This is a genomic window from Burkholderia sp. 9120 (assembly GCF_000745015.1).
GTDB lineage: Bacteria > Pseudomonadota > Gammaproteobacteria > Burkholderiales > Burkholderiaceae > Paraburkholderia.
In genome coordinates, this window is the sequence record NZ_JQNA01000002.1 from 4,155,483 (window position 1) to 4,181,639 (window position 26,157).

Below are 26,157 nucleotides of genomic sequence, written 5' to 3' on the forward strand. Positions count from 1 at the left end.
GCGCTGCCGTTTGGTACTGGCGCAATTCTGTGCACAATGAGTGGAAGCATGCGCGCTCGCGCATGCTTCGCCGATACCCGTCAGCCAGAAAGGAGCACGCATGAGCCAGCTTAAAGCCGTCGATTACGCCGCGGCATCGCCCGAAGTCAAAGCCGTGTACGACGACATCAAGCAGACCCGTCAGGTCGAGGACGTCAACAATTTCTGGAAGTTCATCGCCCATCATCCGCCCACGCTCGCGCGCACCTGGGACAGCTTGAAAGACGTGATGGCGCCGGGTGCGCTCGATCCGCTGATCAAGGAATTGCTGTACGTCGCGGTGAGCGTGACGAACAACTGCGGCTACTGCGTGGCGAGCCATACGGCCGCCGCGCGTCGCGCCGGTATGACCGACGAGATGTTCGGCGAACTGCTGGCCGTGGTCGGCATGGCGAACGAGACCAACCGGCTGGCGGTGGGATACCGCGTGCCGATCGATCCGGCGTTTGAATAGATGAGTAGAGGCTTGGGCAGGCGTTCGGGCAGGCGATTGAATGCGTATTGATGCCCACTTTGACGTGCGCTTCAACGCTCGCTCTTGACGCTCGCTTTTAACCCCTGCTCTTAACCCCCGCTCTTAACCCCGTTAAGCCCCGCGCCATCCCGCAAGCAGCGCCGGCAGTTCGGCCATGTCGCGAAACACCTGCACCGCGCCGACGCCATGCAGCGCGGTCACGCTGCTATGGCCGAGTTCCTGCGGGCAATAGCCGAACACGGTGGCGCCGGCCGCGACGCCCGCGGTCGCGCCCGTCACCGTATCTTCCACCACCGCGCAACGCTTCGGGTCTACGCCCAATCCGGCGGCCGCGGCCAGGTAAACATCGGGAAACGGCTTGTTGCGCGGCGTTTCGTGACCGCTGAAAACGCGTCCTTCGAAGCAGTCGAGAATGCCCGCCTTGACGAGCTGCAACTCCACCTTGATACGATCCGCGCCGGACGCCACCGCGATGCGTCCATTCAACGCCGCATGCAGCGCCCGCACCGCCGACGCCGAGCCGGGAATCGCCACCAGTTCGCGCTCGAGTGCCGCATTGCGCCGCGCGCGAAACTGCATCAGCCACTCAGGGGTAATCGCGACGCCGGTACGCGCTTCGATCAGCGCCGCTTCGTCCCGAACCGCCTTGCCGACGAAAATGCGCATGGTTTCCGCCACGCTCAACTGCCAGCCCAACTCGCCGAGCATCTCGCACAGCACGCGGTTAGTAATCGGTTCGGAGTCGACGAGCACGCCGTCGCAGTCGAAGAGTACGGCGTCGAAAGGGAAATCGGCCATCGGGGCGTGTAGAGAGAGGAGGTGGGGAAGCGGGAAAGCATACCTCACGGGTGGGCGATAACCCTTCATTTGCACAACGCCTGCTGTCATCGAGCCGACAGTGGCCCGTGAATCACACAGTCGGTCAGCCCATCTTCCACGTCATCAAACTTCCTGCCAAACAAAGCGACGGATTTTTCCCGCTGCCGCGTTCAACCAGAAACGAAGCCGCTTCTGACTTCGCCTCTTAGGGAGAAACCAACATGACATCGACCAAACCGGTCCGCCTGCTGAGCTCGGTGATTCTCGCCACGTTGACCTGTGCCGCCACGTTGACGGCCGCACCGGCCTTCGCGCAAGCCGTGATCGTCGCGCCGATGGCGCCCCCGCCGCCGCGCGTCGAAGTAATGCCGGCGCCGCGTAACGGCTATGTGTGGGATCAGGGCCGCTGGCGTTGGGACCATGGCCGCTACGTGTGGGTGCGGGGCCATTGGCAACCGGTGCGCGTCGGTTATCACTGGGTGCCGGGCCATTGGGTGCAGCGCGGTCCGAACTGGCGCTGGGTCGAAGGCCATTGGGCATGATCCCCGTGTGCGCCGTGGCAACCCACGCTATGAGGGCTTCGGCGCGCCTGAACGCTTTGCATGATTGAACCAGGCAACTTGCCATGAAAACGCTCGTGATAATTCTGCTGGCGACGACGCTCGCCGGCTGTGTGGTCTACCCGGCGCGGCCGGCGGTTTATCGTCCGGCAGTCGTCGTATATTGATCGGGGCGATGCAATCGTCGGCAGGCACAGCAGTACGCAGTGAACGCCCCGCGATTTCGTTATCCGCGCGCGGCTTGCAAACCGCTGCGCGCCCAACCCGAGGTGAGAAGGTGAAGCCAACGTGAGCAGCATCAGAAGGAGTGGCGGCAAGTGAACGACCTTCGTCCGACGACGCGATCCGCGTGGCCGGCGCAACCCCGGCCGCGACGGCCCGGGCCGCCGGGGCCAACGCGATCCGCGCGACGCAGCCGGCTCGCCGCGGGGAGCGTCACGCCTTGAGCGAACGCGATCCCGACGCGGAACTGCTTGAACAGGTCGGCCGGCAAGATCCGGCCGCCGTGCGTTCGCTCGTCGCGCGTAAATTGCCGCGCCTGCTCGCGCTCGCCACACGCATGCTGGGCGATCGCATGGAGGCGGAAGACGTGGCCCAGGAGGTGTTCGTGCGGATCTGGAAGCAGGCGTCGCGCTGGCGCGAAGGCGAAGCGAAATTCGACACCTGGGTCCATCGCGTCGCGCTCAATCTTTGCTACGACCGTTTGCGCGGCCGGCGCGAAGATCCGTACGACGAGCTGCCGGACGAGGCCGATCCCGCCGCGCTGCCCGATGCGCAACTGGAAGCGCGCGCTCAGGACGAGCGGGTGCGCACCGCGCTCGCCGCGCTGCCGGCGCGGCAACGCGAGGCGCTGGTGCTCAACTACTACCAGGAAATGTCGAACATCGACGCTGCCGCCCTGATGGGTATCACCGTCGATGCGTTGGAAAGCCTGCTGGCACGCGCGCGCCGCAATCTGCGCGCTCAACTGGCCGGCAGCGGCCTTAGCAAGGACACATCATGACGCCCGAAAGATTTCATCAGATCGTCGAGGCCTATGGCGCCGATGCGCGCCGCTGGCCGCAAACGGAGCGCGCGGCGGCGCAGGCGTGGGCCACGTTGCACCGCGCCGAAGCCGACGCGTTGCTGACCGAGGCCGCCGGCCTCGATGCGTGGCTCGCCGCCGACAAGGTCGAGCCGCCGGGCGCGGCGCTGCGCGAGCGGGTGATCCGCAGCGCGCCGGTGCGCCAGCCGGCCGCGCCACGACGCTGGTGGTGGTCGGGCGCGGCGGTGGCGGGCGTCGGCCTGCTGGGCGGCGCGGCCGGCGCGTTCGCCGTGTCGTTCTTCGTGCTGACCGAATCGGTGCCGCCGGTGCATGAGTCTTCTTATTTAACTTCGAGCTTCGGTGGGACCTCCGCCGATTGGAGCGGCGAATGAACGGCCGGTCATTGAAATTCGTGCTGGCGGCGTCGCTGGTGGTCAATGTGTTTCTGTTCGGCGCGATCGTGGGCGGCGCGTATCAGTGGCTCGCGGCGCATCGCGCGACGGCGGCGGTGACGGCGCAGCAGCGCGCGCTGCGCTTCGCCGCCGAGCCGTTGTCCGCCGAGCGGCAGCAGGCCTTTATCGCCGGCTTGAAGCAGGCGCGCCGCGACGGGCGCGACTTTGCCCGCGAGGGTAAGGAAGGGCGTCGTGAAGTGTTGCGCCTGCTGGCCGCGCCGCAGTTCGATCGCGCGGCGCTGGACGCGGCGCTCGCCCGCACGCGCGCCGCCGACAGCAATCTGCGCGCGAACGTGGAAGGCAGCGTGGCGGATTTCGCGGCGACGCTGTCGCCCGAGGAGCGCGTCGAGTTCGCCGACAGCCTGAAGGTGCGCGGTCAATGGCGCGAAACCGCGCCGGCGCCGAAGAAGAAGCCGCCCGATCAGCCGAACCAGGCCAACTCGCAGAACCCGCCGAACCCGACTTCGAGCGGATCGTCGGCGAATTAAAACGGCGTCACACGCGACGGATTTTCACGCGCGGGCCGTTTAAACCCTATCGAACGCCGAAGAGGATGGTATGGCCAACTCACCGAACCTGAATGCCGCCGCGATTGCACTGAATCGCTTCGGCCTGGGCGCGCGGGCCGACGACACGCCGCCCGCCGACCCGAAGGGCTGGTTGCTCGCGCAACTGGAGCAGTACCAGCCGCGGCCGGCCGCGTGGGCGAGCCAGCCGAACTCGGTGGCGCTGTCCACCGAGTTGCTGCAGGAGCGCATGGAGCTCAATCAGCAGAACCGCCAGAATCCGGCCGCCGATGCGGCGGGGAATCAGACGCCAAATCAGACGCCAAATCAGGCAAATGCGCAGCCCGCACCGCGACCCGGCGCGCAAGCCAGGCTCCAGCAGAATGCGCAAACGGCGGCGCAGACCGACGCAACCAACCCACCGCAAGACGCCGCTCAAACCGCCAAACAAGCCGAACGGAAAGCCATTCGCGGCGAAATACTCGACCTGTACCGCTCATCGGTGAATGCGCGGGTGGAAAGTGCGTTGACCACGCAGACGCCGTTCGTCGAGCGGTTGGTGCATTTCTGGGCCAATCACTTTGCCGTCTCCACCGAAAAGCCCGGCGTCGCCGCGCTGGCCGGTTCGTTCGAAGCCGAAGCGATTCGCCCGCACGTGCTCGGCCGTTTCGAGGACATGCTGGTCGCGGTCGAACGTCATCCGGCCATGCAGTTGTTTCTCGATCAGACGCGTTCGGTCGGACCGGACAGCATGGCCGCGCTGCGCGCCGAGCAACGCAATCCGGAGCGCAAACGTGGGCTGAACGAAAATCTCGCGCGCGAAATCATGGAGCTGCACACGCTCGGCGTGCGCAGCGGTTATAGCCAGGACGACGTCACCGAATTCGCTCGCGCGCTGACCGGCTGGAGTCTCGCCGCCGGCAGCGGCAAAGGCGCCGGCGGCAACGCGCGACGCTTCGGCGCGCAGCCCGACGCCGCGCCCGGCACGTTCGTGTTTCGCGCCGCGCTGCACGAGCCGGGCTCGCGAACCATCATGGGTCGCCGCTACGACCAGCCCGGCGAACAGCAGGCGCTCGCGATCCTGCACGACCTCGGCGCGGCACCGGCCACCGCGCAGCATATCGGCGGCAAGCTGGCGCGACATTTCGTGGCCGACAATCCGCCGCCCGGCGTGACGGAGCGGCTTGCCAGCGCGTTCGAGCGCAGCGGCGGCGATCTGCCGACGGTCTATCGGGCGCTTATCGACAGTCACGAAGCGTGGTCGCCCACGGCCGTGAAGTTCAAGACGCCGTGGGAGTGGACCATTTCGTCGATGCGCGGGCTCGGCTGGCAGGACCTCGGCAAGCTGCAGACCGCGCCGATTCTCACGCAACTCGGCCAGCCGGTCTGGCGGCCTGGCTCGCCCGCCGGTTACGACGATATCGCCGCGAGTTGGGCCGCGCCCGACGCGCTGGTGCGCCGGGTGGAAATGGCGCAGCGTTTCGCGTCGCGGGTGGGCGACCGGCTCGATGCCCGCTCGCTCGGTCAGACCTTGACGGCCGGTTCGCTCAGCGAGCCGACCGCGACGGCGGTGTCGCGGGCCGAGAGTGCCTCGACGGCGATCGCGCTGTTGCTGGTGTCGCCGGATTTTCAACGGAGATGAATGCCATGTTGTCACGCCGTAAATTTCTGAGCGTTGCCGCTGCGGGCGCCGGCGCGATGCTCGTATCGCCGCAGATCGTGTTCGCGAGTGTCGCCACCGATCGCCGTTTCGTTTTCGTGATCCAGCGCGGCGCGGCCGACGGGTTGAACATCGTCGTGCCGTACGCCGATCCCGCTTATGCGAATCTGCGCGGCGCGCTGGCGATCGATACGTCGAACGCGGCGAAGCTCGACGGCACGTTCGCGTTGCATCCGGCGCTCGCGCAAACCGCGTCGATGTATGCGAATCGCCAGGCGCTGTTCGTGCACGCGGTGGCGTCGCCGTATCGCGACCGCTCGCATTTCGACGGCCAGAACGTGCTGGAGACCGGCGGCACCGCGCCGTATCAGATGAAGGACGGCTGGCTGAACCGGCTCGTCGCCCAGTTGCCCGCCACGCGCGAAAACGCGATCGCCTTCGCGCCGACCGTGCCGATGGCGCTGCGCGGCGCGGCGCAGGTGACGTCGTACGCGCCGTCGGCGTTGCCGCAAGCGCCCGACGATCTGCTCACGCGCGTCGCGCAACTGTACGACCAGGACGCGCAGTTACGTCCGCTGTGGGATTCGGCGATGGCGGCACGCGGCCTCGCGGGCGACGCCGGCGCGCGTCAGGACCCGGCCAGCCTCGGCAAGCTCGCCGCGGGTTTTCTGTCGCGCGACGACGGTCCGCGTATCGCGATGATCGAAACCGGCGGCTGGGACACGCACAGCGCGCAGAACCCGCGTCTCGCCAATCAGTTGAAAGCGCTCGACACGATGCTCGCGTCGTTGCGCGACGGCATGGGGCCGTTGTGGAGCAAAACCACGGTGCTGGTGGCGACGGAGTTCGGACGGACCGCCGCCGCCAACGGCACGGGTGGCACGGACCACGGCACGGGATCGGTGGCGATGGTGCTGGGCGGGTCGGTGGCGGGCGGACGGGTGATTTCGGATTGGCCCGGCCTCGCGCCGCACGCGCTTTATGAAGCGCGCGACCTGAAACCGACCACGTCGCTGGACGCGGTGATTGCCGGGACGGCAGGTGAAAGTCTTGGGCTCGATCCGCAGCGCACGGCTTGCGCGTTGTTCGGTTCAACCGCGCGGCCGCTGACGGGGGTTTTGCGGGCGTAGAAGAAGCAGTAAGCAGAAACAGGAAGTAGAAGCAGAAGTAGAAGTAGAAGCGGAAAACCGGTTCACCTAAAAAACACTCAGGAGAGGAAAAATGAAAATCAGATCGTCTGTACGCGCCGTTTCGATTGCGGGTCTTTGTGCCGTGGTCCTGTCAGCTTGCGTGGTGGAACCGGCCCGGCCGGCGCAGCCCGCGCCGCTCGTCGAAGTCGTCCCGGCCGCGCCGGCGCCGGGCTATCACTGGGTGAAGGGCCACTACCGCTGGGAAGGCAATCACTGGCAATGGGTCCCGGGACACTGGGTGGGTTGAGTGAGACCTCAAGCCGCCACGCGATTCCGCCCGGCTTCCTTCGCACGATAAAGCGCCGCGTCGGCCTGCGCGAGCAGCCCGTCCGGCGCCGCCAGCTCACTGTTGCGCGTGGTGGCGATCCCCACCGACACCGTCACCCGGCCGGCCGGCGTAAACGGCGCCGCCACGCCGCGCTGCACGACCGCTACGCGCAATCGTTCGGCCAGTTGACTGGCCATCTGCGCGCCGCAATCCGGCAACACCACGACGAATTCCTCCCCGCCGTAACGCGCGATGAAATCGCCGCTGCGCCGCAGGCTCGACTGCAAGACGGCGGCCACGGCGTTTAGCGTGTCGTCGCCGTGCAGGTGGCCCAGGGTGTCGTTGAAACGTTTGAAATGATCGATGTCCACCATCATCAGCGAAAGCGGATACGCGGACGCTTGCGCGCGCGCCAGTGCTTCCGGATAGCGCTCGTCGAAGTAGCGGCGGTTGTACAGGCCGGTGAGGCCGTCGCGCGCGGCGAATTCGCTCAGCCGCGCGTTGGCGGTGTGCAATTCGCGGTACAGGTGGCTGATTTCCCAGATCAGCACGCCGAGCACGGTGCTCGACGCCAGCACCGACGCGACCCGCGCAACGTACCAGCCGATGCTGAAGCGCGAGTTCGCCGCCAGCGTCACGACGATATCGCCGAGACCGGCGAGCATCGCGACGCCGAGCCACAGGTCGAGCAGGGTGCGCAAGCGTGTCGATGCAATGAGGCAAAGCAGCGCCGCCGCACTGATGAGTGCGATGCCGATCCCGGACGGGCTATGCGGCAGCCTCGTATACGTCTCTTCGCTGACCAGCGCCGGCAGCGCGTCCGCGTGGCGGATCGCGACGTAGCAGACCAGCATCGACAGCAGCAGCGGCCCGCCGCATAGCACGCCGCCCGCCCGTGCCGCGGCGCCCGGCGCGACCAGCGGCGTGGGAAAACGCCGCCTCACCCACAGCGCGATCACTACCAGCAGCGGCGAGCCGCCGTGCCAGAACGCCCAGATCCACACCGCGCTTTGCGGACTCGCGCCGAGCAGGCCGGTGGCCGAGAACACGCCCGGAAACGCCAGCAACTGCACGGCGACGGTGACGGCCGTGTACACGTAAGCGCCGGCGAGCGCCGCCAGAAAGGCGGCCCGCGTGATCATGAATTGCGTCCACAGCAGGTAGGCCGTGAGGCCTTCCGTCGCGATGACGGCCATCGTGAAGAGCGGCAGGAACGGTGCGATCGTCGTGGCGGGCAGACGCGCGACCGGCAGCACCGCGAGCACCGTGCCCAGAATCAATCCGGAAACCGCGAACGCAGCAAGACGGTGGCGGCGGTTGACCGCCAGGCTCATGATGCTGCTTTTCATGCGACGAATAGAGTGGGGTGAAAGGACTGCGAAAGGGTTTGCGCGGTCAGGCCGGACTGTGGTCTTTCAGGCAAGCGCGCATTTTATCGGCTGATCGCGAGTTGGTCATGAAGAAATATGAACCATGACGTCGGGGCTGGTATGAAGATTGATGCGGATTAGCGCGGGTTTTAGGCGGAATCGAAGCGACCAGGTGCGTCCGTTTGGAAGCTAGGATCGCTAACTTTTCTTCAGTCGATTGCCGGTTGCTTGCGTGCTCAACTGGCCGCTCAACGTTGCTTCAACGCCGCCCGCCCGCGAGCCGCCTCGCGTCCGGCAATCTCCGCAGGCGCAGCATCGCGACACAGCCGAGCAGCGGGCCGATCGCCAGCATGCTGAAAGCGCCACGCCAGCCGGCCAGCGCAACCACGTCCGGCACCAGATGGATGCTGACGAGCGTCAGCAGAAAACCCGCGCAGGTTTGCGCGGTCAGCAGCGTGCCGATCGACGCCGGTTCCGCCAGCTCCGCGATGCTCGCCGAAAACTGCGCCGAATCGGCGATCACCGACACCCCCCAACACAGCGCGACCGTCGCGATCAGCCACACCGGCGCGCCGGGCAGCCAGCCCATCAGCGCGGCGCAGGCGCCGCTCATCGCCATGGCGCCGACCGTCAGCGTGGTGCGGCCGAGGCGATCCGCCAGCACGCCGCCGAGCCACGCGCCGAGCGCGCCGGCCGCGACCGCGCCGAAGGTCAGCCATTCGGCGGCCACGCGCGGCTGCGGCATGCCGGCCGCGGCGAAGCTCGTCTGCAGGAATACGGCGAGCCAGGCCCACATCGCATAAAGCTCCCACATGTGACCGAGATAGCCGAGATTCGCGAGCCGCAGCGCCGGGTTGCGCCACGCGGCGGCGAGCGCCGTCCAGTCGATGCGGACCGCGCGCGCCATGCCCGGCCCGACGCCGCACAGCAGGATCGCCACGCCGGCCAGCAAAGCGCAGCCGGCCGAGATGCCGTAGATCGCGCGCCAGTTCGAGCCGCCGAGCGCCGCCAGCAGATGGGGGCTCGCCGAGCCGAAGGTGAGGGCGCCGACCAGCAGCCCGATCAGCAGGCCGAGATCGCCTTTGGCCCAGGTGGCCGCGAGCCGCATGCCGACCGGATAAACCCCCGCCATGCAGATGCCGGTGATAAAGCGCAACAGGATCGCGAGCGGACTCGCCGGCGCGATGAACGCGAGCGACGCCGTGACCCCGCCGGCCGTCAGCGCGCTAGCCATGAAGAGTCGTCGCGGATCGAAGCGGTCGGCGAGCGACAGCAGCGCGCTCGTCACCGTGCCCGCGACGAATCCGGCCTGCACCGCGCTGGTCAGCAAGGTGGCTTGCAATGCGGAGAGTCCCTGCGCCTGTTTGACGATCGCCACGACCGCCGACGACGAAAACCACACGCTCATCGCGCCGACCTGGCAGAGCAGCAGGATCACCAGCGAACGCGTTTTTCCCGCCATCGCGGCGAGCGGCGGGGACGGGGTGGCCGGAGCGTTGTTCATGCGGGTCGTGGGCTGCTGGGTGGTGTGATCTTGAGCGGTGGTTCGTGGCGCTTTCGTGGAACTTCGTTCATGCCGCCGGTTCAGCGGCATGCGCCGCATGAACGGAGCGCGCGCCGACCCGATGGTAACGGCGGCCGTAGTAGATCAGCGCATCGCCGGCGCCCTGCGTTTGCACGGCCTTCACCGCGCAAAAGAATACGGTGTGCGTACCGATCTCCGTTACCGATTCGATCTCGCAGTCCAGCGACGCGAGCGCGCCATCCAGCGCCGGCGCGCCGGTCGTCAGCGTGTTCCATTGCGCGGCGGCGAAGCGTTCGTCGACCTGCAGCGCGCTGCTGGCGAAATGCGCCGCGAGCGCCTGCTGTTCGGCGCTCAGCACGTTGACGCAAAGCTGGCCGTTGGCGCGAAACGCCGCGTTATTGCGGCTGCTTCGATTGATGCAGACTAGCAGCGTGGGCGGCTCGTCCGTCACGCCGCAGACCGCCGACGCGGTGCAGCCGGCGCGACCCGCCGCGCCGTCGCTGGTCACGATGTTGACTGCCGCGCCGAGTCCGGCCATCGCGTCGCGGAAGCTGAGCTTGTCAATCATGAGCGCCTCCGTCGGCGAGGGGCTGCGCGGCCGCCCAGTCCGGCGAGCGAAAACGTGCCGCCGTGTGCGTGGCGGGCAAGCGCGCGTGACCGAACAGCTTGTCACGCAACGTGCCGTCGCGATACGCGCGCTTATACGCCCCTCGCTCCTGCAACACCGGCACGACCAGTTCGATGAAATCCTCGAAGCATTCCGGCGCGACCGTGCGCGACAGATTGAAGCCATCCACGCCGGTTTCATCGGTCCACGCGATCAGTTCGTCGGCGATCCGTTCTGCCGAGCCGACGAGCGGCGCCTGGCGGCTGCCCAGCACCATCTGTTCGAGCAGTTTGCGTTTGGTCCATTGCGGCCCGGCGGCGCGCGTCATCGCCTCGATGTTCGAGACGATCGCCTGGCTCTTGCCGGTCTCGATCGGTTCGTCGAGGTCGTAGCGCGCGAAATCGATACCGAGCGACGCGGCCGCATGCACGAGCGCCGCCTCCGAACTGACGTAACGCTGATACTCCGCGTATTTGTCCTGCGCGTCGCGATCCGTGCGGCCCGTTATGATGGTTTGGCCGAGCAGCACCTTGATATCGTCCGCGCGACGGCCGGCAGCCACGGCATGCGCGCGAATGTCGTCGACGATCGTTTTGACCGCGGGCTTCGCCTGACCGTTGACGAACACGCATTCCGCGTGTGCCGCGGCGAACTGCTTGCCGCGTGTGGAGGAACCCGCCTGATACAGCACCGGCGTGCGCTGCGGCGACGGTTCGCTCAGATGCATCGCATCGACCCGATACTGCTTGCCGTGATGATGGATCACATGCACTTTCGACGCGTCCGCATAGAGGCGCTGCTCCCGGTCGCACAGCACCGCATCGTCTTCCCAACTGCATTCCCACAGTTTGTAGACCAGTTCCATATATTCGTCCGCGAGGTCGTAGCGGTCGTCGTGCGCCATCTGGCCGGTGAGGCCGATCGCGCGGGATGCGCTGTCGAGATAACCCGTGACGATGTTCCAGCCGACCCGGCCGCGCGTCAGATGATCGAGCGTCGACATGCGGCGCGCGAACAGATACGGCTGCTCGACCGAGAGGTTCGACGTGACGCCGAACGACAGATGCTGCGTGACTGCCGCCATGGCCGGGATCAGCAGCGTCGGATCGTTGACCGGCACCTGGACCGCGCCGCGAATCGCCGCGTCGGGATTGCCGCCATAGACGTCGTAGACGCCCGCCACGTCCGCGAAAAAGATGCCGTCGAACAGGCCGGCTTCCAGCGTGCGGGCGTAGTCGGTCCAGTACTGCAAGTCCCGATAGCGGGTGGACTGATCGCGCGGATGCGTCCACAGGCCTTGCTGGATGTGACCGACGCAGTTCATGTCGAACGCGTTGAGTACGATTTCCTTCGGCATGGTGTCTTCCGGTTCGGGGACTGGGACGCTGGCGCCAGCGGTTCGTTTAATATAGTGGACGAAAAATCACTATGCAAGACATTGATTTCGGGCTTTAATCGGGTCGACGCGGGTCAATGCGTGCGGCCGACGCAGCCCGTCCAGCCCGGTTGCAAGCCCATGCCGTAGCGCTGCAAAACACGTCGATATAATTCGCCGGTGCTCACTTTGTCGAACTCTCCGCTGCCATGTCCGAATCCGTTGCTGTCGATCTGACCCAGGCGATCTCGTCGCGCGTGAAGACCGAGCGCGAGGCGCGTAACTGGTCGTTGAGCGAACTGGCGGAGCGCTCCGGCGTTTCGAAGGCGATGATCAGCAAGATCGAGCGCGGCGAGGCGAGTCCCACCGCGACGGTGCTCGGGCGTTTGTCGGGCGCGTTCGGCTTGACCTTGTCGACCTTGCTCGCGCTCGCCGAGCAGACCGGCGAACGGCTCGCACGCCACGCGCAGCAAGCGGTCTGGCAGGACCCTGAAACGGGCTATATCCGGCGGCGCATTTCGCCGCCCACCGGCGGCGTGCTCGAACTACTGGAGATCGAATTGCCCGTGGGCGTGAAAGTCCCATATCCGTCGGATGCGTTCGTGTTTCAGCATCAGCAGATCTGGGTCACGCAAGGGGTGTTGACGTTTCGGGAAGGCCGGCAGATTTACCGGCTCGAAGCGGGGGATTGTCTGCAACTCGGCGCGCCGGCCGAATGCGAATTCTTCAATGCGGGCGACGAGGTGTGCCGCTACCTCGTCGGCCTGGTTCGACGTTAAGTACGTCGGATAGCGCCTGGCGTTTAACCGCCGCCACCGCCTTGGGTGCCGATGGTGATCTTGTTGTTCACCGACTTCACGCCGGCCACCCCCTTCGCGACTTCTTCCGCTTGCGGAATCTGTGCGCCGTCAGGCACCGATCCAGTCAACGTTACCGCACCGCCGCGAGCCCGGACAAACACGTTCGACACGTCGAAGCCCTGGGCTTTCGCCAATGCTTTGCGCACTTGCAGGCCCAACGTGCGGTCCGTCTTCTTCATGGATTTTGCACTCGGTGCTGCCATGCCCATATCGCCGGACGCCATCGCATCGCTCGCCTGGGCGTAGGCGCTGGACGCCGTCGCCACACACAATGCAATGCCGAGCGCCTTCAAAAGATTGACTGTTTTCACGTTTTCTCCATCCTCGAAAAGTTGATGTCGCTTCGTTGCATGCAAAAAACCACGCGCTTGCGAGCACTTTTCTGCCCACGAGGAGCACCCTGTCTTGTAGAAGAGTGAGGCTGCGGCGCTCCCGGCGCGCTTAAACAATACTCCAGCCAACGCGCTCATGCTGGAAAAACTGGCCTCGGTGTGGTGTGTTTCGATGCGTGCGCGTCGATGCTTTCGAGGCGCCAGGGTGGCCGTTCAGAGCGCGCAAAGTTTCAGACTATAATTCCGCGACCCGGATCACCGACGATCCCTGGGCGCGGTGTGTCCTTCAAATACAGCCGTTTCGCGGGAGCGCGTTTCGTTTTGAGCAAAACCCATCACAGCCCGGCCGATCGTCCTGCCGACAGTCCCGATGTCGCCGATCCGGCGCCCGCGTCGGCTGCCTCCACCGGCGCGCCTGCGCTGCTCGCCAGCCGCACCGCGCACGAAGCGCATAAGGACGACCGGCACTTCGTCACAGCACTCGCGCGCGGACTCGAAGTGCTCGCATGTTTTCGTTCGGGCGACAAGTCGCTGAGCAATCAGGAGCTGGCGCTGCGTTGCCGGTTGCCGAAGTCCACGGTCTCGCGGCTGACCCATACGCTTACCTTGCTCGGTTATCTGATTCATCTGAAAGAGAGCGGTAAATACCGGCTCGGTACGGCTTCTCTGGCGTTGGGCAGCGCGATGCTGGCGCGCCTCGACGTGCGCAAGATCGCGAGGCCGGTCATGCAGGAACTGGCCGACATCTCCGGCGCGACGGTGTCGTTGGGCACGCGCGACCGGCTCTCGATGATCTACGTGGAGAACTGCCGCGGCTCGGTCGCACTTACGTTGACGCTCGAAGTCGGCTCGCGCATTCCGGTCGCCACCTCGGCGATCGGGCGAGCATGGCTCGCGGCGATTCCCGAGCATGATCGTCTCAGCTTCATGGAGCAGGTGCGCGAACTTGATCACGTTGCCTGGCCCAAAACCCGCCGTGGCATTGAGAAAGCGCTCGACGATTACAGCGCGCTCGGTGTGACGACTTCGTTCGGCGACTGGCAGAAGGATGTGAACGGCATTGCGCGCGCATTCCAGCCGGGCGGCGAGCTGCCCATCATGGCGATCAATGTGGGCGGCCCGTCGTTCAAGCTCTCGAAAGAGTTTCTGCTCGAAGAAGTGCGGCCGCGCCTGATCGACGTGGTGACGCAACTGGAAACGGCGCTGTCGCATTGAGCGGCAGGGCTCCGAACAAACCGCTACATCAAAACCACTGCGGCGCCATGCTAAGCGTGGTGTCGTCCAGACCACGCAACGTGGTCAGCATCAGCGAGACACGCGGCAATTCCCACCGGAAGAACCATTGGCACGCGTGCAGCTTGCCGCGATAGAAATCCCTGTCAGCCGTGTTGCTCACCTTCGGTAGCGCGGCGCTTGCAACGATCGCCTGCCGCAACCACGTCCACGCCAGCACGATATGACCGAATGCTTCGAGAAAAGCATTCGCATTGGCGAGCGCGCGTTCGCTTTCGTGGGCGAGCGTGGGCAGCAACGCCTCCACGGTGTCGGTCAATTCGCGCCATGCCTGGCTCAGCGCGTCCGCATGCGCTTGCAGCGGCGCATGAGCGTGCGCGGCGTCTAGCGTGCGTTGAATCTCGCGTTCCAGTTGCTTGAGCGCGGCACCCTGTTTCATCACCACTTTGCGGCCCAGCAGATCGATTGCCTGAATGCCGTGCGTGCCTTCGTGAATCATGTTCAGCCGGTTGTCGCGATAGAACTGCTCGACTGGATATTCACGCGTATAACCGTAGCCGCCGTGAATCTGGATCGCGAGGCTATTCGCTTCGAGACACCATTGCGACGGCCAGGATTTCACCACCGGCGTCAGCAGATCGAGCAGCAGGCCTGCTTCGGCGCGCGCGATATCGCTCTCACCAGTGTTCTGTTCGTCGACCAGACGCGCCGCGTACAGACACAATGCATACGCGCCTTCCACATAGGCTTTTTGCGCTAGCAGCATGCGGCGCACGTCCGCATGTTCGATCAGCGGCAGTTGCGGATCGAGCGGGTTCTTGTTGTCCGGGCGACGTCCTTGCGGCCGTTCGCGCGCATAGTCGAGCGACGCCAGATAGCCGCGATAGCCGAGCATCACCGCGCCAAGCCCGACGCCGATGCGCGCCTCGTTCATCATGTGGAACATGCAGGCGAGACCCTGATGCGGTTCGCCGACCAGCTCGCCGATGCACTCGCCATGCTCACCGAACGACAGCATGGTCGACGTCGTGCCGCGCCACCCCATCTTGTGAATCAGCCCCGCGAGCGCGACGTCGTTGCGCGCGCCGCGGCTGCCGTCTTCATTGACGTGGTACTTCGGCACCGTGAAGAGCGAAATACCTTTGACGCCCGGCGGCCCGCCGGGAATCCGCGCGAGCACGAGGTGCACGATGTTCTCGCTCAACTCGTGGTCGCCGCCTGAAATGAATATCTTGTTGCCGCGAATCGAGTAAGTGCCGTCTGCGTTGAGCGTGGCGCTGGTGACGAGATCGGACAGGCTCGAACCGGCTTGCGGTTCGGTGAGCGCCATGGTGCCGAACGCGCGGCCTTCGAATAGCGCCTGCAAGTACTTGCGCTTTTGCGCCGCGCTGCCGAAACGCTCGATGACATTCGCATTCGCCGTGGTCAGCATCGCGTAAGACGCGGTGGCGATGTTGGCGCTCTTGAAGAGCGACAGACAGGCAAACGAAATCACCGACGGCAATTGCATGCCGCCCCATTCGTAGTCTTTACCCGCGGCGAGAAAACCGGTGGCGCGCAATGCGTCCAGCGCCTCTTTCACTTCGGCCGGCAGGGTGACCCGCTCACCGTCGAATTGTGGTTCGTGTTCGTCGGACAGGCGGTTGTGCGTGGCGAACTTTTCGGCGGCGACCGCGTGCGCGGTATCGAGCGCTGCATGGAAGGTTTCGCGGCTGTGGTCCGCGTGCCGCGCGCGACGTGTGAGCGTCTCCGCCTCGAGCACCTCGAACAACTGGAACTCCAGATCTCGCGAATTAATGATCAGCGCATCTTGCATGAAAGAAGACCTGTTCGAAGATAAGCCGCTATGCAGAACAGCTAGACAGGGTGTGCGAAAAACACATCGCAATGTAGCTGCACAGCGCAATGGAAAAGCGCGGTATTCGGGTAAGTCCCGATCACCCACCGATCAACGACGCATGCCAGTCTATAACAAAAGTGAATGGGCGTGCTTTTATTTACAGGCCGAATTCCGGCACGTATGATGGTTGAAAAAAACTGGAATTCCAATCTGCATTGCAGAACAAATGGAGGAGCATAGGATGTCTGTGAAAGACCTGTTTCAACTGGACGCCAAGGTTGCACTGATCACCGGCGGCTCGCGTGGACTCGGCTTGCAAATGGCCGAAGCGCTCGGCGAAATGGGCTGCCGTGTGGCCATCACCGCGCGTAAGGCGGATGAGTTGGCCGAAGCGAAAACCCATCTGCAAAGCCGTAGTATCGAGGTGCAAACGGTGGTCAACGATCTGCAGCGTTTCGAGGGTATTCCTGGGTTGGTCGATGAAGTGCTGGGGGTGCATGGCCGCATCGATATTCTGGTGAACAACGCGGGCGCCACGTGGGGCGCACCCGCCGAAGACTATCCCGACGAAGCGTGGCACAAGGTGATGAACCTGAATGTCAACGCGCCGTTTTTCCTCGCGCGTGAAGTCGGCAAGCGCAGCATGATTCCGCGGCGGGCGGGCAAGATCGTCAATATCGCTTCGGTGGCTGGATTGAAGGGTTCGCCGCCCGGCATGAATACGATTGCGTACAACACGTCGAAGGCGGCGGCGATCAATTTCACGCGGGCGCTCGCGGCGGAATGGGGCAAGTACAACATCAACGTCAACGCGATCTGCCCGGGGTTTTTCCCGTCGAAGATGTCGGCGGGATTGCTCGATCAGCTCGAAGACACGATCGTCTCGCGCACGCCGTTGCAGCGTCTGGGCGGCGATGAAGATCTCAAGGGCCCGATTGTGTTTCTCGCGAGCGAAGCGTCGCGTCATATTACCGGCCAGTATTTCGCGGTGGATGGTGGGTCTATCATCGTTTGAGCGGCGGGTCGACAGGAGAGGTCATGAATCAACTTCATCATCCGCATTGGCCGCCGCAAGTGCCGTTGCATCTGACGCTGCCGGAAACCAATCTGTTCTACAACGCCGAGGTCTCGGCGGCGCGCTTTCCCGACAAGCCGTTCATCATTTTCTACGACACCCCGATCACGTTCGCCGAGTTCAAGGACGAGGCCGAACGGGTCGCGGGTTTTCTGCAGCACGAATGCCACGTCAAGGCGGGCGATCGCGTGTTGCTGTATATGCAGAACAGTCCGCAATGGATCGTCGCGTATTACGGCATTCTGCGGGCGAATGCCGTCGTGGTGCCGGTCAACCCGATGAACCTGGGCGTCGAACTGGCGCATTACGTCGAGGACAGCGGGGCGACCACCATCATCGCGCCGCAGTGTCTGTTTCCGAATGTCGAGCCGTTGATCGGCAGCGGGCCGGGACAGGGCATCGAGCACGCAATCGTCGCGACGTATAGCGATTATCTGAAGCGGCCGTCGCCGATTGCCGTGCCGGAATTCGTCGCGGCGCCGCGCAAGGCGTTCACGATTCCTGGCGTCACGCCGTGGCAGGAAGTACTCGATCGACGTCATACGCCCGGACCGCTCACGAGCCGCGCCGACGATCTGTGCGTGATGCCGTACACGTCCGGTACGACAGGCAAGCCGAAGGGTTGCATGCACACGCATCGCAGCGTGATGAGCACGCTGCTGGGCGGTTGCGTGTGGTTCGCGGCGCCGTCGGATGGCGTGCATCTGTCGGTGTTGCCGCTGTTTCACGTGACCGGCATGCAGGGCGGCATGAACGCCGCGATTTATTCCGGCGCGACCATTGTGCTGATGCCGCGCTGGGATCGCGAAACCGCCGTGCAATGCATGCAGCGCTATCGCGTGACCGCGTGGCAGTCGATCTCCACGATGATGGTCGACTTTCTGTCGAACCCGAAACTCGGCGACTACGATCTGTCGAGCCTGAGCGGCGCGCGCGGCGGCGGCGCGGCCATGCCCGACGCGATCGCGAAGAAACTCAAGGCGCTGACCGGGCTCGATTACGTCGAAGGCTACGGTATGACCGAGACGATTGCCGGCACGCACATCAATCCGCCGCATCGACCGAAAGCGCAGTGTCTCGGCATTCCGGTGTTCGACGTGGATTCGCGCGTGATCGATCCGGCCTCGCTGCAGGAGTTGCCGCAAGGCGAAACCGGCGAGATCGTCGTGAATGCGCCGCAAGTCATGCAAGGCTATTGGCGCAATCCGAAGGCGACCGAAGAAGCGTTTGTCGAACTCGACGGCAAGCGCTTTCTGCGCACCGGCGACCTGGGTCATATCGACGAAGACGGTTATTTCTTCATGACCGACCGTCTGAAGCGGATGATCAACGCGTCCGGCTACAAGGTGTGGCCGGCGGAGGTGGAAGCGCTGATGTACCGGCATCCGGCGATTCACGAAGTGTGCGTGATCGGCGTGAAAGACGAGAAGCGCGGCGAGACGGTGAAGGCGCTGGTGGTCCCCGACGAAGCGCATGCGGGCACGATCACCGAGCAGGAGATTATCGACTGGTCGCATGAGCAGATGGCGCCGTACAAGGCGCCGCGGATCGTCGAGTTCGTGACGTCGTTGCCGAAATCGGGCAGCGGCAAGATTCTGTGGCGCAAATTGCAGGAGGAAGACGCGGCGCGCACGGCGGCGCGTAGTGGTGGCGGTAACGGCAATAGCAACGGAGGCGCATCGCGATGACATGGCTTGATGCGTTACTGGATGAACCGTTCGTCTGCATTACGGATATGCTGCGTCGCTTTGCCGGCGAGCGCGGCGACCACGCCGCCTTGATCTGCGATGGCGAAGTGCTGAGCTACGCCGCGCTCGACGCGCGCGTCGATCGTTTTGCCGCCGCGTTGCAGCGCGACGGCATTCGGCCTCGCGATGCGATTGCGTTATGCGCGGGCGCCTCGGTGGATTACGTGGTGGCGTTTCTCGGCGGTTTGCGCGCCGGGGCCGCGGTGGCGCCGCTCGCGCCGTCGTCGAGCGCCGCCAGCCTGGTCAGCATGATCGGCAATGCCGGCGCGCGGCTGCTGTTTCTCGATGCCGACGTGAAGCGCCTGCTCGAACCGGTCGCCGCGCAAATCAGCGCCACGCCGATCGCGCTGGATTCGCACATGGGCAGCATCGCTCTCGATACGTGGCTCGCGCCGCAAGGCGCCGCGCCCGCCGCCGTGACCATCGACCCCGCGTGGCCGTTCAACATCATCTATTCGTCCGGCACCACGGGCACGCCGAAAGGCATCGTGCAGTCGCACGGCATGCGTTGGGCCTACGCGGCACGCACGATTCAGCGCGGCTATGGCCCGGACGCCACGACGCTGATCTCCACACCGCTGTATTCGAACACCACGCTGGTGAGCTTCATGCCGACGCTGACCTTCGGCGGCACGGTCGTGTTGATGCCGAAATTCGAGGCCACGCGTTATCTGGAACTCGCGCAGCAACACCGCGTCACGCACACGATGCTGGTACCGGTGCAGTATCAGCGGCTGATGGCGCATCCGGAATTCGACCGCTACGACCTCTCCAGCTTCCAGGCGAAGTTCTGCACCAGCGCGCCGTTCGCGGCCAGCATCAAGGCGGACGTGGTGCGTCGCTGGCCCGGCCGCCTCACCGAGTACTACGGCATGACCGAAGGCGGCGGCTCGTGCCAGCTGGAGGCCGACGTTTACCCATCCAGGCTGCACACGGTCGGCCAGCCGGTGGAGGGCCACGACGTCCGCCTGATCGACGAACTGGGGCACGAAGTCGCGGTGGGCGAGGTTGGTGAAATCGTCGGCCATTCGCCGGCAATGATGACCGGCTATTACCGCCAACCCGAGAAGACCGCCGAGGCGGAATGGTACGACCCGAGCGGCAAGCGCTTTATCCGTACCGGCGACATGGGCCGCTTCGACGCTGAGGGGTTTCTGACGCTGCTCGATCGCAAGAAAGACATGATCATCTCGGGTGGCTTCAACGTGTATCCGAGCGATCTGGAGGCAGAAGTGCGCGAGCATCCGGACGTCGCGGATGTGGCCGTGGTCGGTGCGCAATCGGAGCAATGGGGCGAGACGCCGGTCGCGTTCGTGGTGCGCCGTCCGCTTGCAGAGATCGACGCCGACACGTTGCTCGCATGGGTCAACGCGCGGGTCGGCAAGATGCAGCGGCTGTCCGCGCTGACGTTCGTCGACAGTTTGCCGCGCAGTCCGATCGGCAAGGTGTTGAAGCGCGAATTGCGCGAGCGGTTTTATCCCGCCGCGCACGAGGGAAACACGTCGGCATAGCCGAACCCATACTGAAGCTTGCAGCAGCAACCACGGGACAAACGCATGGACAATTTCTCAGACAAGGTCGCGGTGATCACAGGCGCGGGTTCGGGCTTCGGCCGGGAGTTCGCGCGGCTCGGCACGAAACTCGGCATGCGGCTTGTGCTGGCCGACGTGCAGCAGGACGCGCTCGACGAAACCTTAGCCGAAGTCGAAGCGGCCGGCGCGCAAGCCATTGCGCGTCGGGTCGACGTCGCGAAGGGCGACGAGATCGATGCGCTGGCGCGCGACACGCTTGCCACGTTCGGCAGCGTGCATCTCGTGTTCAACAACGCGGGCGTGGGCGGCAGCGGCGGGCTCGTGTGGGAAAACACCGAACGCGACTGGCAGTGGCTGCTAGGCGTCAATCTGTGGGGCGTGATTCACGGCGTGCGCGCGTTCACGCCGCTGATGCTGGACGCCGCAAAACGCGACCCGGCGTATCGCGGGCATATCGTCAATACGGCGTCGATGGCCGGCATGCTCAATCCGCCGCTGATGGGACCGTACAACACGTCCAAGCATGCAGTGGTGTCGCTGACGGAATCGCTGTATCAGGATTTGTCGCTGGTCACGCAGCAGGTGGCGTGCTCGGTGTTGTGTCCGTATTTCGTGCCAACGGGGATCGCGAAAGCGCAGCGCAACCGTCCGTCGGAACTTGAGAACGACGCGCCGGCGACACTCTCGCAGCGCGTGGCGCGAGCGCTGAGCGAGAAGGCGGTGAGTTCGGGCAAGGTGAGCGCGGAAGAGGTCGCGACGATGGTGTTCGACGCGATCCGCGCCGAACAGTTTTATATTTTCTCGCATCCGCAGGCGCTCGCCGCGGTGAAAACCCGCGCGGACGATATCGTCACGCCGCGCAATCCGACCGATCCGTTTGCCGAGCGGCCGCAGGTGCGCGAGCAGATTATCGACGCGTTGAAGGGCTGATGAGCTGATGAGCGGAGCCGGCGTGACGCACGCCGGTTTCTCGAATCAAGACGTGCTTAAAGCAATCCGCAAGAAAAAGGCGCCGTCTGAATGAACTTCAAACGGCGCCTTTCCTTTGGCCCAGCCTCAGCGCTTCACTATTTCGCCGCCGTCAGCGTGCTTAATGCCGCCGACTTCAACTGTCCACCCTGAACCACCGCCGCCAGCGGATTGCCGATCACGAAACCGCCGTGATCGTCGACCCCGGTCACGCTTTGCGGATTGTTCTGCGGCGGCAGTGCCTTCACCGCGCGGTCGAACTGGTTGCGGATCGCCGTGGCGTCGCTGACGCTGCCGGCCAGTTTCATCGCCAGCGCTGTCGCATACACCGCGGTGTAGTTCAGCGACACTTCCTGGCTCGGATCGCGTCCACCGTGACTCTTGCGGAAACGCTCGACGAACGCCTTCGCGTTCGGCGTGTTGTCGTCCGCCAGCGGCAATACGCCGATTGCGCCATTCAGCGCCGCATAGCCACCGGCCACTTTGGCCACTTCGTCGAGCTTGGCCTGGTCCATCACGATGAAGCCGCCCTTGAAGCCCAATTCGCGCGCCTGCTGCGCGACGAGTCCGGTCGGTTCGGACGGGCCGCCGATAAACATCACATCCGGTTTCGCCGCGAGCACGCGGCTCACGCCGCTGTAGAAATCGGTCGCGCGGTTATACGACATGGCGTTGTCCGCGACGATCGTGCCGCCCGCCGCTTCCCACGCCGGTTTGAATGCGGCGACCCAGACCTTGCCGTAGTCGGTATCGGTGGCGGCGAGCGCGACCTTCTTGCCGTAGGTCGCCATTTCATACTTGATGAAGGCGTTCAGATACGACGTGAAGGCCGGCGGAATCCGCACGGTGAGCTTGTTGCCGCGTTCGCTGATCTGCGGCACGCTGGTGTAGGAGAGCAACAGCAGCTTCTGCTGTTCGTTGCTGGTCTGCACCGCAAAGCCGCCGCCGGAATGCGGCACGAGCACGACCGCCGCCTGCTGTTCCTGCGCGAGACGTTTTGCGTTGATCGCGGTTTCGCTGGGGTTGTATTTGTCGTCGAGCGGCACGACCTCGAATTTGATCTGCTTGCCCGCGACCTCGATGCCGGCCTGGTTGACGTCGGCGGCGGCCATCTGCATGCCGTCGAGCACTTCCTGGCCGTACTTGGCGGCGCCGCCGCTCAACGGGCCCGAGTAGCCGATGTGCACCACCTGTTGCGCGACGGCGGGCGCGGCGCCCAGCAGCGCCAGCGCCGTCATGGCCGCCGCTGCGGTCACGGCCCGGCCGGCCTGGCCGCCAATGCGTTTGATCGTCATGCGTGTCTCCCTGGTAGTGGCGAAACGGGCGACGCTCGCGCAGCGCGAGGCCATGCCTCGAATCGTTGAAAATCGCGGATTCAGCCGCCGACGTACGCGCGCCGGATCGCTTCGTTGTTCATCAGACTCGCCGGATCGCCTTCGAGCACGATGCGCCCGTTCTCGATCACATACGCGCGGTGCGCGATCTTCAGCGCGGCGAACGCGTTCTGTTCGGCGAGCAGCACGGTGGTGCCCGCGCGGTTGATCTGCTGGATCACGTCGAATACCTGCCTGACCACCAGCGGCGCGAGACCGAGCGACGGTTCGTCGAGCAGCAGCACCTTGGGCCGCGCCATCATCGCGCGGCCGATCGCGACCATCTGCTGCTGACCGCCGGACAGCGCGCCGGCCGCGTGGTCCTTGCGTTCGGCGAGCAGCGGGAACAACGCGAACACCTGGTCTAGATTGCGCTGGTTGCCGGCCTTGTCGCCGCGATGCACGTACGCGCCGAGCGTGAGGTTCTTCAGCACCGACATGCCGGGGAACAGCTTGCGGCCTTCGGGGCACTGAATCACGCCGGTGCGCACGATCTGCGCGGGCGTCATGCCGAACAGCTCGCGCTGGCCGAAGCGCAGGCTGCCGCTCGCGGCACGGCGCAATCCGCTGGTCGCGAGAAAGATCGAACTTTTGCCCGCGCCGTTGGCGCCGAGCAGCACCACGAGTTCGCCGTCGTCCGCGTGCAGCGTGATGCCGTCCAGCGCGCGGAAGCTGCCGTAGTCGAGCGCGACGTTGTCAAACTTCAGCATGCTCGCTCCCCAGGTAAGCATCGATCACAGCCGGGTTCGAGCGAATCTCGGCGGGCGTGCCTTCGGCGATTTTCTTGCCGTAGTTCAGCACCATGATGCGATCCGCGAGCTTCATGATCATGTTCATCTTGTGTTCGACGAGGCACACCGTCACGCCGTGTTTGACCAGTTTGCGGATCAGGTCGGCCAGGCCTTCGGTCTCTTCGGGATTGACGCCGCCTGCGGGTTCGTCGAGCAGCATCAGGCTCGGTTCGGTGGCGAGCGCGAGTGCGATGGCCGCGCGTTTGCGTTCTTCCTGCGAGATGCCGCCGGCGAGCTGGTCGGCCAGCGTGGATAAGCCGACGAAGTCGAGCGCCTCGCGCGCCTTGTCGCGGCAGAGGCGTTCTTCGCGCTTCAGCCGCTTCGACTGCGTGAGCACGTCCCAGAGTCCGGAGCGGGTGCGCAAGCGATGGCCGACGATCAGGTTGTCGAGCACGCTGGCCCGATCGAACAGCGCGGTGGACTGGAACGTGCGCGCCACGCCCAGGCGCGCCATGCGGTCGGCGCCGAGCTTCGTCACGTCCTCGCCCTTGAAAAGAATGCGGCCCGAGCTCGGCAGATGCGTGCCGCTGATCAGGTTGAAGAAGGTGGTCTTGCCCGCGCCGTTCGGTCCGATGATCGCGTTGATCTTGCCGGCTTCGAGGTGCGTGCTGATGTTGTCGACCGCGACGAGGCCGCCGAAGCGTTTGCTGAGCGCGTCGATTTCAAGCATGGCGATCACCTCGCGCGGGCTGCGATTGACGCCGCGAGCGCGTGCCCTGCGAAGGCGCCGCGCGCCGCGCTCGCATCGCCTGATATAAACCGACGAACCCGTTGGGCAGAAAGATCACCAGCAGGATCAGGATCGGGCCGAACACCACGAAGCGATATTCCTGCAGAAATTGCAGGTACTGCGTGAGCCACGGAATGGCGAGCGCGCCGAGCAGCGGACCGGCGAGCGTGCCGATGCCGCCCACCAGCATGTACATGGTCATGTCGAAGGTCTGGTCGACGCCGGCCAGGTCCGGTCCGAGAAAGCGCACCGAGCCCGCATACAGACCGCCCGCGAAGCCGGCATAGACCACCGACAGCACGAAGGCCAGCACCTTGTTGCGCATCAGGTTGATACCGAGCGACTGCGCGAGGCCGTCGCTATTACGGATCGCCATGAATGTGCGGCCGAGCAGCGAATTGACGATGCGATGCATCAGCCACACGCCGAGCACCAGAAACGCGAACACGAGGTAGTAGAGCGCACGCGGATTTTCAAACGACACGAGGCCGAAACCCGACGGCGCCGGAATGCCGATAATGTCGCCCACACCATGCGTAACGCTGTCCCACTTCTCGATGACGAGAAACATGATGTAGCCGACGCACAGCGTGAAGATCGAGAAATAGTGGCCGCGCAATCGCAGCGACACGAGTCCCACCAGCACGCCGAGCCCGCCCGTCACGACACCCGATGCAACGAACGCGAGCCAGAACGGCACCTGGTGATCGACCGTCAGAATGCCGACCGTGTACGCGCCCACCGCCATGAAACTGCCGTGCGCGAGATTGAACTGCCCGGTATAGCCGGTGATCAGATTCAGCCCGACCGTGGCCAGCGCGAAGATGTACGCGGTGGACATCACGGTGAGCAGGTAATCGTTGCTGGCGAGAAATGGAAACACCAGGCCGAGCGCGAACAGCAGCGTCCACCCGAGCTTGCCGTCGAATCGTTTCATGATGCGCGCAGCTCCCTGGCGAAGAGCCCTTGAGGGCGAACCGACAGAATCACCACCAGCAGCACGAAAGCGATGATGTCCTTGTAGTCGGTCGAGATATAGAAGGCGCCGAAGCTCTCCGCCATGCCGATGATCAGCCCGCCGACGATCGCGCCCGGCACGCTGCCCATGCCGCCGAGAATGATGATCACGAAGGCCTTCAGGATCACCAGTTGGCCCATGGCCGGGTAGACGAGGTTGATCGGCGCGTAGAGCGTGGCGGCGACCGCGGCCAGCAAGCCGGAAATGCCGAAGGTCAGCATGGTGACCTTGTTGGCGTCGATGCCCATCAGCGACGCGCCGTCGCGATCCTGCGCCATCGCGATGATGCTCGAGCCGATCACCGTGTATCTGAGGAAGAGTTGCAGCAGCACCACCAGCGCGAACGCCGCGCCGATAATCAGCAGCCGTTGCAGCGGCGCGCTGACGCCGCCCAGGTCGACGATGCCCGCGTAGGGCGTGGCCATACGATGAAAATCCGCACCCCAGAGCGCCTGCGCACCCGCTTCGAGAAACAGCATCAAGCCGATGGCGGCGATCATCGGATGCAATTCGGAGGATCGCCGCAGCGGGTGGAACACCAGCCGCTCGGCGAGGATCGCGAGCGCCGCGGTCGCGAGGCCGGCGCCGAGCATGGCGAGCCAGTAGTTCAGGCCGAACCGGCTCATCAGATAGAACGACACGAACGCGCCCACCATGTAGAACGCGCCGTGCGCGAAATTCGGCACCGCGAGAATGCCGTACACCAGCGTGAGACCGAGTGCGACGAGGCTATAAATGCCGCCGAGCGTCAGCCCGTTGAGGACCTGCTGCAGAAACATATCCACG

The 26,157-nt window shown here is 64.8% G+C and carries 26 protein-coding genes; 14 read left to right on the forward strand and 12 right to left on the reverse strand.

The window, feature by feature from the left end; translation table 11 throughout:
• The first annotated feature begins 100 nt into the window (after nucleotides 1-100).
• Complete coding sequence (locus FA94_RS26720; RefSeq protein WP_035556923.1) at nucleotides 101-493, forward strand: carboxymuconolactone decarboxylase family protein; 393 nt, start codon at nucleotides 101-103, stop codon at nucleotides 491-493.
• Nucleotides 494-625: 132 nt separating this feature from the next.
• On the opposite strand, the gene FA94_RS26725 is transcribed toward FA94_RS26720, so the two are convergent.
• Entirely contained in the window at nucleotides 626-1,312 is a 687-nt protein-coding gene (locus FA94_RS26725; RefSeq protein ID WP_035556926.1) for an HAD family hydrolase, read from the reverse strand.
• Nucleotides 1,313-1,554: 242 nt separating this feature from the next.
• Here FA94_RS26725 and FA94_RS26730 point away from each other — a divergent pair, with 242 nt between their 5' ends.
• The 7 genes from FA94_RS26730 (at nucleotide 1,555) to FA94_RS26765 (ending at nucleotide 6,972) form a co-directional block, all read left to right on the forward strand.
• The gene (locus tag FA94_RS26730; protein WP_035556927.1) at nucleotides 1,555-1,875 is read left to right on the forward strand and encodes a YXWGXW repeat-containing protein; all 321 of its coding nucleotides are present in this window, start codon (nucleotides 1,555-1,557) and stop codon (nucleotides 1,873-1,875) included.
• Nucleotides 1,876-2,200: 325 nt separating this feature from the next.
• Nucleotides 2,201-2,896 (forward strand): RNA polymerase sigma factor, encoded by a 696-nt coding sequence (locus FA94_RS26740; protein WP_279614041.1) that lies wholly within the window; start codon nucleotides 2,201-2,203, stop codon nucleotides 2,894-2,896.
• On the forward strand, nucleotides 2,893-3,309 hold the full coding sequence (locus FA94_RS26745; RefSeq protein WP_035556933.1) for a hypothetical protein: 417 nt from the start codon (nucleotides 2,893-2,895) through the stop codon (nucleotides 3,307-3,309). The genes FA94_RS26740 and FA94_RS26745 overlap by 4 nt, the downstream gene beginning before the upstream one ends.
• Nucleotides 3,306-3,857 carry a periplasmic heavy metal sensor gene (locus tag FA94_RS26750; protein ID WP_035556935.1) on the forward strand — a complete coding sequence of 184 codons (552 nt, stop codon included), beginning with the start codon at nucleotides 3,306-3,308 and terminating at the stop codon, nucleotides 3,855-3,857. Before FA94_RS26745 ends, FA94_RS26750 begins: the two co-directional genes overlap by 4 nt.
• A 70-nt stretch (nucleotides 3,858-3,927) precedes the next feature.
• Nucleotides 3,928-5,517, forward strand: a complete 1,590-nt coding sequence (locus FA94_RS26755; protein ID WP_035556938.1) for a DUF1800 domain-containing protein — start codon at nucleotides 3,928-3,930, stop codon at nucleotides 5,515-5,517.
• Between the two features lie 5 nt (nucleotides 5,518-5,522).
• Nucleotides 5,523-6,665: a DUF1501 domain-containing protein gene (locus FA94_RS26760; protein ID WP_035563126.1), complete on the forward strand. Its 1,143-nt coding sequence runs from the start codon at nucleotides 5,523-5,525 to the stop codon at nucleotides 6,663-6,665.
• A 91-nt stretch (nucleotides 6,666-6,756) separates the two neighbouring features.
• Nucleotides 6,757-6,972: a YXWGXW repeat-containing protein gene (locus FA94_RS26765; protein ID WP_035556941.1), complete on the forward strand. Its 216-nt coding sequence runs from the start codon at nucleotides 6,757-6,759 to the stop codon at nucleotides 6,970-6,972.
• A gap of 8 nt (nucleotides 6,973-6,980) precedes the next feature.
• Here FA94_RS26765 and FA94_RS26770 read toward each other — a convergent pair whose 3' ends face one another.
• From FA94_RS26770 to FA94_RS26785, 4 genes are all read right to left on the reverse strand, one after another.
• Nucleotides 6,981-8,342, reverse strand: coding sequence for a sensor domain-containing diguanylate cyclase (locus tag FA94_RS26770; protein WP_035556944.1), 1,362 nt, complete (start codon nucleotides 8,340-8,342; stop codon nucleotides 6,981-6,983).
• Nucleotides 8,343-8,622: 280 nt separating this feature from the next.
• Nucleotides 8,623-9,867 carry an MFS transporter gene (locus tag FA94_RS26775; protein ID WP_081936127.1) on the reverse strand — a complete coding sequence of 415 codons (1,245 nt, stop codon included), beginning with the start codon at nucleotides 9,865-9,867 and terminating at the stop codon, nucleotides 8,623-8,625.
• 67 nt (nucleotides 9,868-9,934) lie between these two features.
• The gene (locus FA94_RS26780) at nucleotides 9,935-10,456 is read right to left on the reverse strand and encodes a flavin reductase (protein WP_035556947.1); all 522 of its coding nucleotides are present in this window, start codon (nucleotides 10,454-10,456) and stop codon (nucleotides 9,935-9,937) included.
• Nucleotides 10,449-11,852, reverse strand: a complete 1,404-nt coding sequence (locus FA94_RS26785) for an LLM class flavin-dependent oxidoreductase (RefSeq protein WP_035556950.1) — start codon at nucleotides 11,850-11,852, stop codon at nucleotides 10,449-10,451. The genes FA94_RS26780 and FA94_RS26785 overlap by 8 nt, the downstream gene beginning before the upstream one ends.
• A 227-nt stretch (nucleotides 11,853-12,079) precedes the next feature.
• Between FA94_RS26785 and FA94_RS26790 the strand changes: the two genes are divergently transcribed.
• Nucleotides 12,080-12,649 (forward strand): helix-turn-helix domain-containing protein, encoded by a 570-nt coding sequence (locus FA94_RS26790; protein WP_035556953.1) that lies wholly within the window; start codon nucleotides 12,080-12,082, stop codon nucleotides 12,647-12,649.
• Nucleotides 12,650-12,672: 23 nt separating this feature from the next.
• Here FA94_RS26790 and FA94_RS26795 read toward each other — a convergent pair whose 3' ends face one another.
• Entirely contained in the window at nucleotides 12,673-13,041 is a 369-nt protein-coding gene (locus tag FA94_RS26795) for a BON domain-containing protein (RefSeq protein WP_035556956.1), read from the reverse strand.
• 441 nt (nucleotides 13,042-13,482) lie between these two features.
• On the opposite strand from FA94_RS26795, the gene FA94_RS26800 reads away from it, so the two are divergent.
• Nucleotides 13,483-14,277 carry an IclR family transcriptional regulator gene (locus FA94_RS26800; RefSeq protein WP_035563130.1) on the forward strand — a complete coding sequence of 265 codons (795 nt, stop codon included), beginning with the start codon at nucleotides 13,483-13,485 and terminating at the stop codon, nucleotides 14,275-14,277.
• A gap of 28 nt (nucleotides 14,278-14,305) precedes the next feature.
• On the opposite strand, the gene FA94_RS26805 is transcribed toward FA94_RS26800, so the two are convergent.
• Nucleotides 14,306-16,111, reverse strand: coding sequence for an acyl-CoA dehydrogenase (locus FA94_RS26805; RefSeq protein ID WP_035556958.1), 1,806 nt, complete (start codon nucleotides 16,109-16,111; stop codon nucleotides 14,306-14,308).
• Nucleotides 16,112-16,376: 265 nt separating this feature from the next.
• Here FA94_RS26805 and FA94_RS26810 point away from each other — a divergent pair, with 265 nt between their 5' ends.
• The 4 genes from FA94_RS26810 to FA94_RS26825 are packed head-to-tail and all read left to right on the forward strand — an operon-like array spanning nucleotide 16,377 to nucleotide 21,420.
• Nucleotides 16,377-17,150, forward strand: coding sequence for an SDR family oxidoreductase (locus FA94_RS26810; RefSeq protein ID WP_035556961.1), 774 nt, complete (start codon nucleotides 16,377-16,379; stop codon nucleotides 17,148-17,150).
• Between the two features lie 23 nt (nucleotides 17,151-17,173).
• A complete protein-coding gene (locus tag FA94_RS26815) occupies nucleotides 17,174-18,898 on the forward strand; it encodes a long-chain fatty acid--CoA ligase (protein ID WP_035556964.1) in 1,725 nt (574 codons plus the stop codon).
• Nucleotides 18,895-20,469: a class I adenylate-forming enzyme family protein gene (locus FA94_RS26820; RefSeq protein WP_035556966.1), complete on the forward strand. Its 1,575-nt coding sequence runs from the start codon at nucleotides 18,895-18,897 to the stop codon at nucleotides 20,467-20,469. Before FA94_RS26815 ends, FA94_RS26820 begins: the two co-directional genes overlap by 4 nt.
• A 45-nt stretch (nucleotides 20,470-20,514) precedes the next feature.
• Nucleotides 20,515-21,420, forward strand: a complete 906-nt coding sequence (locus FA94_RS26825) for an SDR family oxidoreductase (RefSeq protein ID WP_035556967.1) — start codon at nucleotides 20,515-20,517, stop codon at nucleotides 21,418-21,420.
• Nucleotides 21,421-21,557: 137 nt separating this feature from the next.
• On the opposite strand, the gene FA94_RS26830 is transcribed toward FA94_RS26825, so the two are convergent.
• The 5 genes from FA94_RS26830 to FA94_RS26850 form a co-directional block, all read right to left on the reverse strand.
• Nucleotides 21,558-22,754: an ABC transporter substrate-binding protein gene (locus tag FA94_RS26830; protein WP_035556969.1), complete on the reverse strand. Its 1,197-nt coding sequence runs from the start codon at nucleotides 22,752-22,754 to the stop codon at nucleotides 21,558-21,560.
• An 80-nt stretch (nucleotides 22,755-22,834) separates the two neighbouring features.
• A complete protein-coding gene (locus FA94_RS26835) occupies nucleotides 22,835-23,542 on the reverse strand; it encodes an ABC transporter ATP-binding protein (protein WP_035556971.1) in 708 nt (235 codons plus the stop codon).
• A complete protein-coding gene (locus tag FA94_RS26840; RefSeq protein WP_035563132.1) occupies nucleotides 23,529-24,293 on the reverse strand; it encodes an ABC transporter ATP-binding protein in 765 nt (254 codons plus the stop codon). Before FA94_RS26840 ends, FA94_RS26835 begins: the two co-directional genes overlap by 14 nt.
• On the reverse strand, nucleotides 24,286-25,290 hold the full coding sequence (locus FA94_RS26845; protein ID WP_035556973.1) for a branched-chain amino acid ABC transporter permease: 1,005 nt from the start codon (nucleotides 25,288-25,290) through the stop codon (nucleotides 24,286-24,288). Before FA94_RS26845 ends, FA94_RS26840 begins: the two co-directional genes overlap by 8 nt.
• On the reverse strand, nucleotides 25,287-26,150 hold the full coding sequence (locus tag FA94_RS26850; protein ID WP_408307168.1) for a branched-chain amino acid ABC transporter permease: 864 nt from the start codon (nucleotides 26,148-26,150) through the stop codon (nucleotides 25,287-25,289). The genes FA94_RS26845 and FA94_RS26850 overlap by 4 nt, the downstream gene beginning before the upstream one ends.
• Nucleotides 26,151-26,157 lie beyond the last annotated feature (7 nt).

Coding starts and splice junctions, on each gene's coding strand:
- FA94_RS26720 (WP_035556923.1), top strand. CDS start 101: ATGAGCCAGCTTAAAGCCGTCGATTACGCCGCGGCATCGCCCGAAGTC.
- FA94_RS26725 (WP_035556926.1), bottom strand. CDS start 1,312: ATGGCCGATTTCCCTTTCGACGCCGTACTCTTCGACTGCGACGGCGTG.
- FA94_RS26730 (WP_035556927.1), top strand. CDS start 1,555: ATGACATCGACCAAACCGGTCCGCCTGCTGAGCTCGGTGATTCTCGCC.
- FA94_RS26745 (WP_035556933.1), top strand. CDS start 2,893: ATGACGCCCGAAAGATTTCATCAGATCGTCGAGGCCTATGGCGCCGAT.
- FA94_RS26750 (WP_035556935.1), top strand. CDS start 3,306: ATGAACGGCCGGTCATTGAAATTCGTGCTGGCGGCGTCGCTGGTGGTC.
- FA94_RS26755 (WP_035556938.1), top strand. CDS start 3,928: ATGGCCAACTCACCGAACCTGAATGCCGCCGCGATTGCACTGAATCGC.
- FA94_RS26760 (WP_035563126.1), top strand. CDS start 5,523: ATGTTGTCACGCCGTAAATTTCTGAGCGTTGCCGCTGCGGGCGCCGGC.
- FA94_RS26765 (WP_035556941.1), top strand. CDS start 6,757: ATGAAAATCAGATCGTCTGTACGCGCCGTTTCGATTGCGGGTCTTTGT.
- FA94_RS26770 (WP_035556944.1), bottom strand. CDS start 8,342: ATGAAAAGCAGCATCATGAGCCTGGCGGTCAACCGCCGCCACCGTCTT.
- FA94_RS26775 (WP_081936127.1), bottom strand. CDS start 9,867: ATGAACAACGCTCCGGCCACCCCGTCCCCGCCGCTCGCCGCGATGGCG.
- FA94_RS26780 (WP_035556947.1), bottom strand. CDS start 10,456: ATGATTGACAAGCTCAGCTTCCGCGACGCGATGGCCGGACTCGGCGCG.
- FA94_RS26785 (WP_035556950.1), bottom strand. CDS start 11,852: ATGCCGAAGGAAATCGTACTCAACGCGTTCGACATGAACTGCGTCGGT.
- FA94_RS26790 (WP_035556953.1), top strand. CDS start 12,080: ATGTCCGAATCCGTTGCTGTCGATCTGACCCAGGCGATCTCGTCGCGC.
- FA94_RS26805 (WP_035556958.1), bottom strand. CDS start 16,111: ATGCAAGATGCGCTGATCATTAATTCGCGAGATCTGGAGTTCCAGTTG.
- FA94_RS26810 (WP_035556961.1), top strand. CDS start 16,377: ATGTCTGTGAAAGACCTGTTTCAACTGGACGCCAAGGTTGCACTGATC.
- FA94_RS26815 (WP_035556964.1), top strand. CDS start 17,174: ATGAATCAACTTCATCATCCGCATTGGCCGCCGCAAGTGCCGTTGCAT.
- FA94_RS26820 (WP_035556966.1), top strand. CDS start 18,895: ATGACATGGCTTGATGCGTTACTGGATGAACCGTTCGTCTGCATTACG.
- FA94_RS26825 (WP_035556967.1), top strand. CDS start 20,515: ATGGACAATTTCTCAGACAAGGTCGCGGTGATCACAGGCGCGGGTTCG.
- FA94_RS26830 (WP_035556969.1), bottom strand. CDS start 22,754: ATGACGATCAAACGCATTGGCGGCCAGGCCGGCCGGGCCGTGACCGCA.
- FA94_RS26835 (WP_035556971.1), bottom strand. CDS start 23,542: ATGCTGAAGTTTGACAACGTCGCGCTCGACTACGGCAGCTTCCGCGCG.
- FA94_RS26840 (WP_035563132.1), bottom strand. CDS start 24,293: ATGCTTGAAATCGACGCGCTCAGCAAACGCTTCGGCGGCCTCGTCGCG.
- FA94_RS26845 (WP_035556973.1), bottom strand. CDS start 25,290: ATGAAACGATTCGACGGCAAGCTCGGGTGGACGCTGCTGTTCGCGCTC.
- FA94_RS26850 (WP_408307168.1), bottom strand. CDS start 26,150: ATGTTTCTGCAGCAGGTCCTCAACGGGCTGACGCTCGGCGGCATTTAT.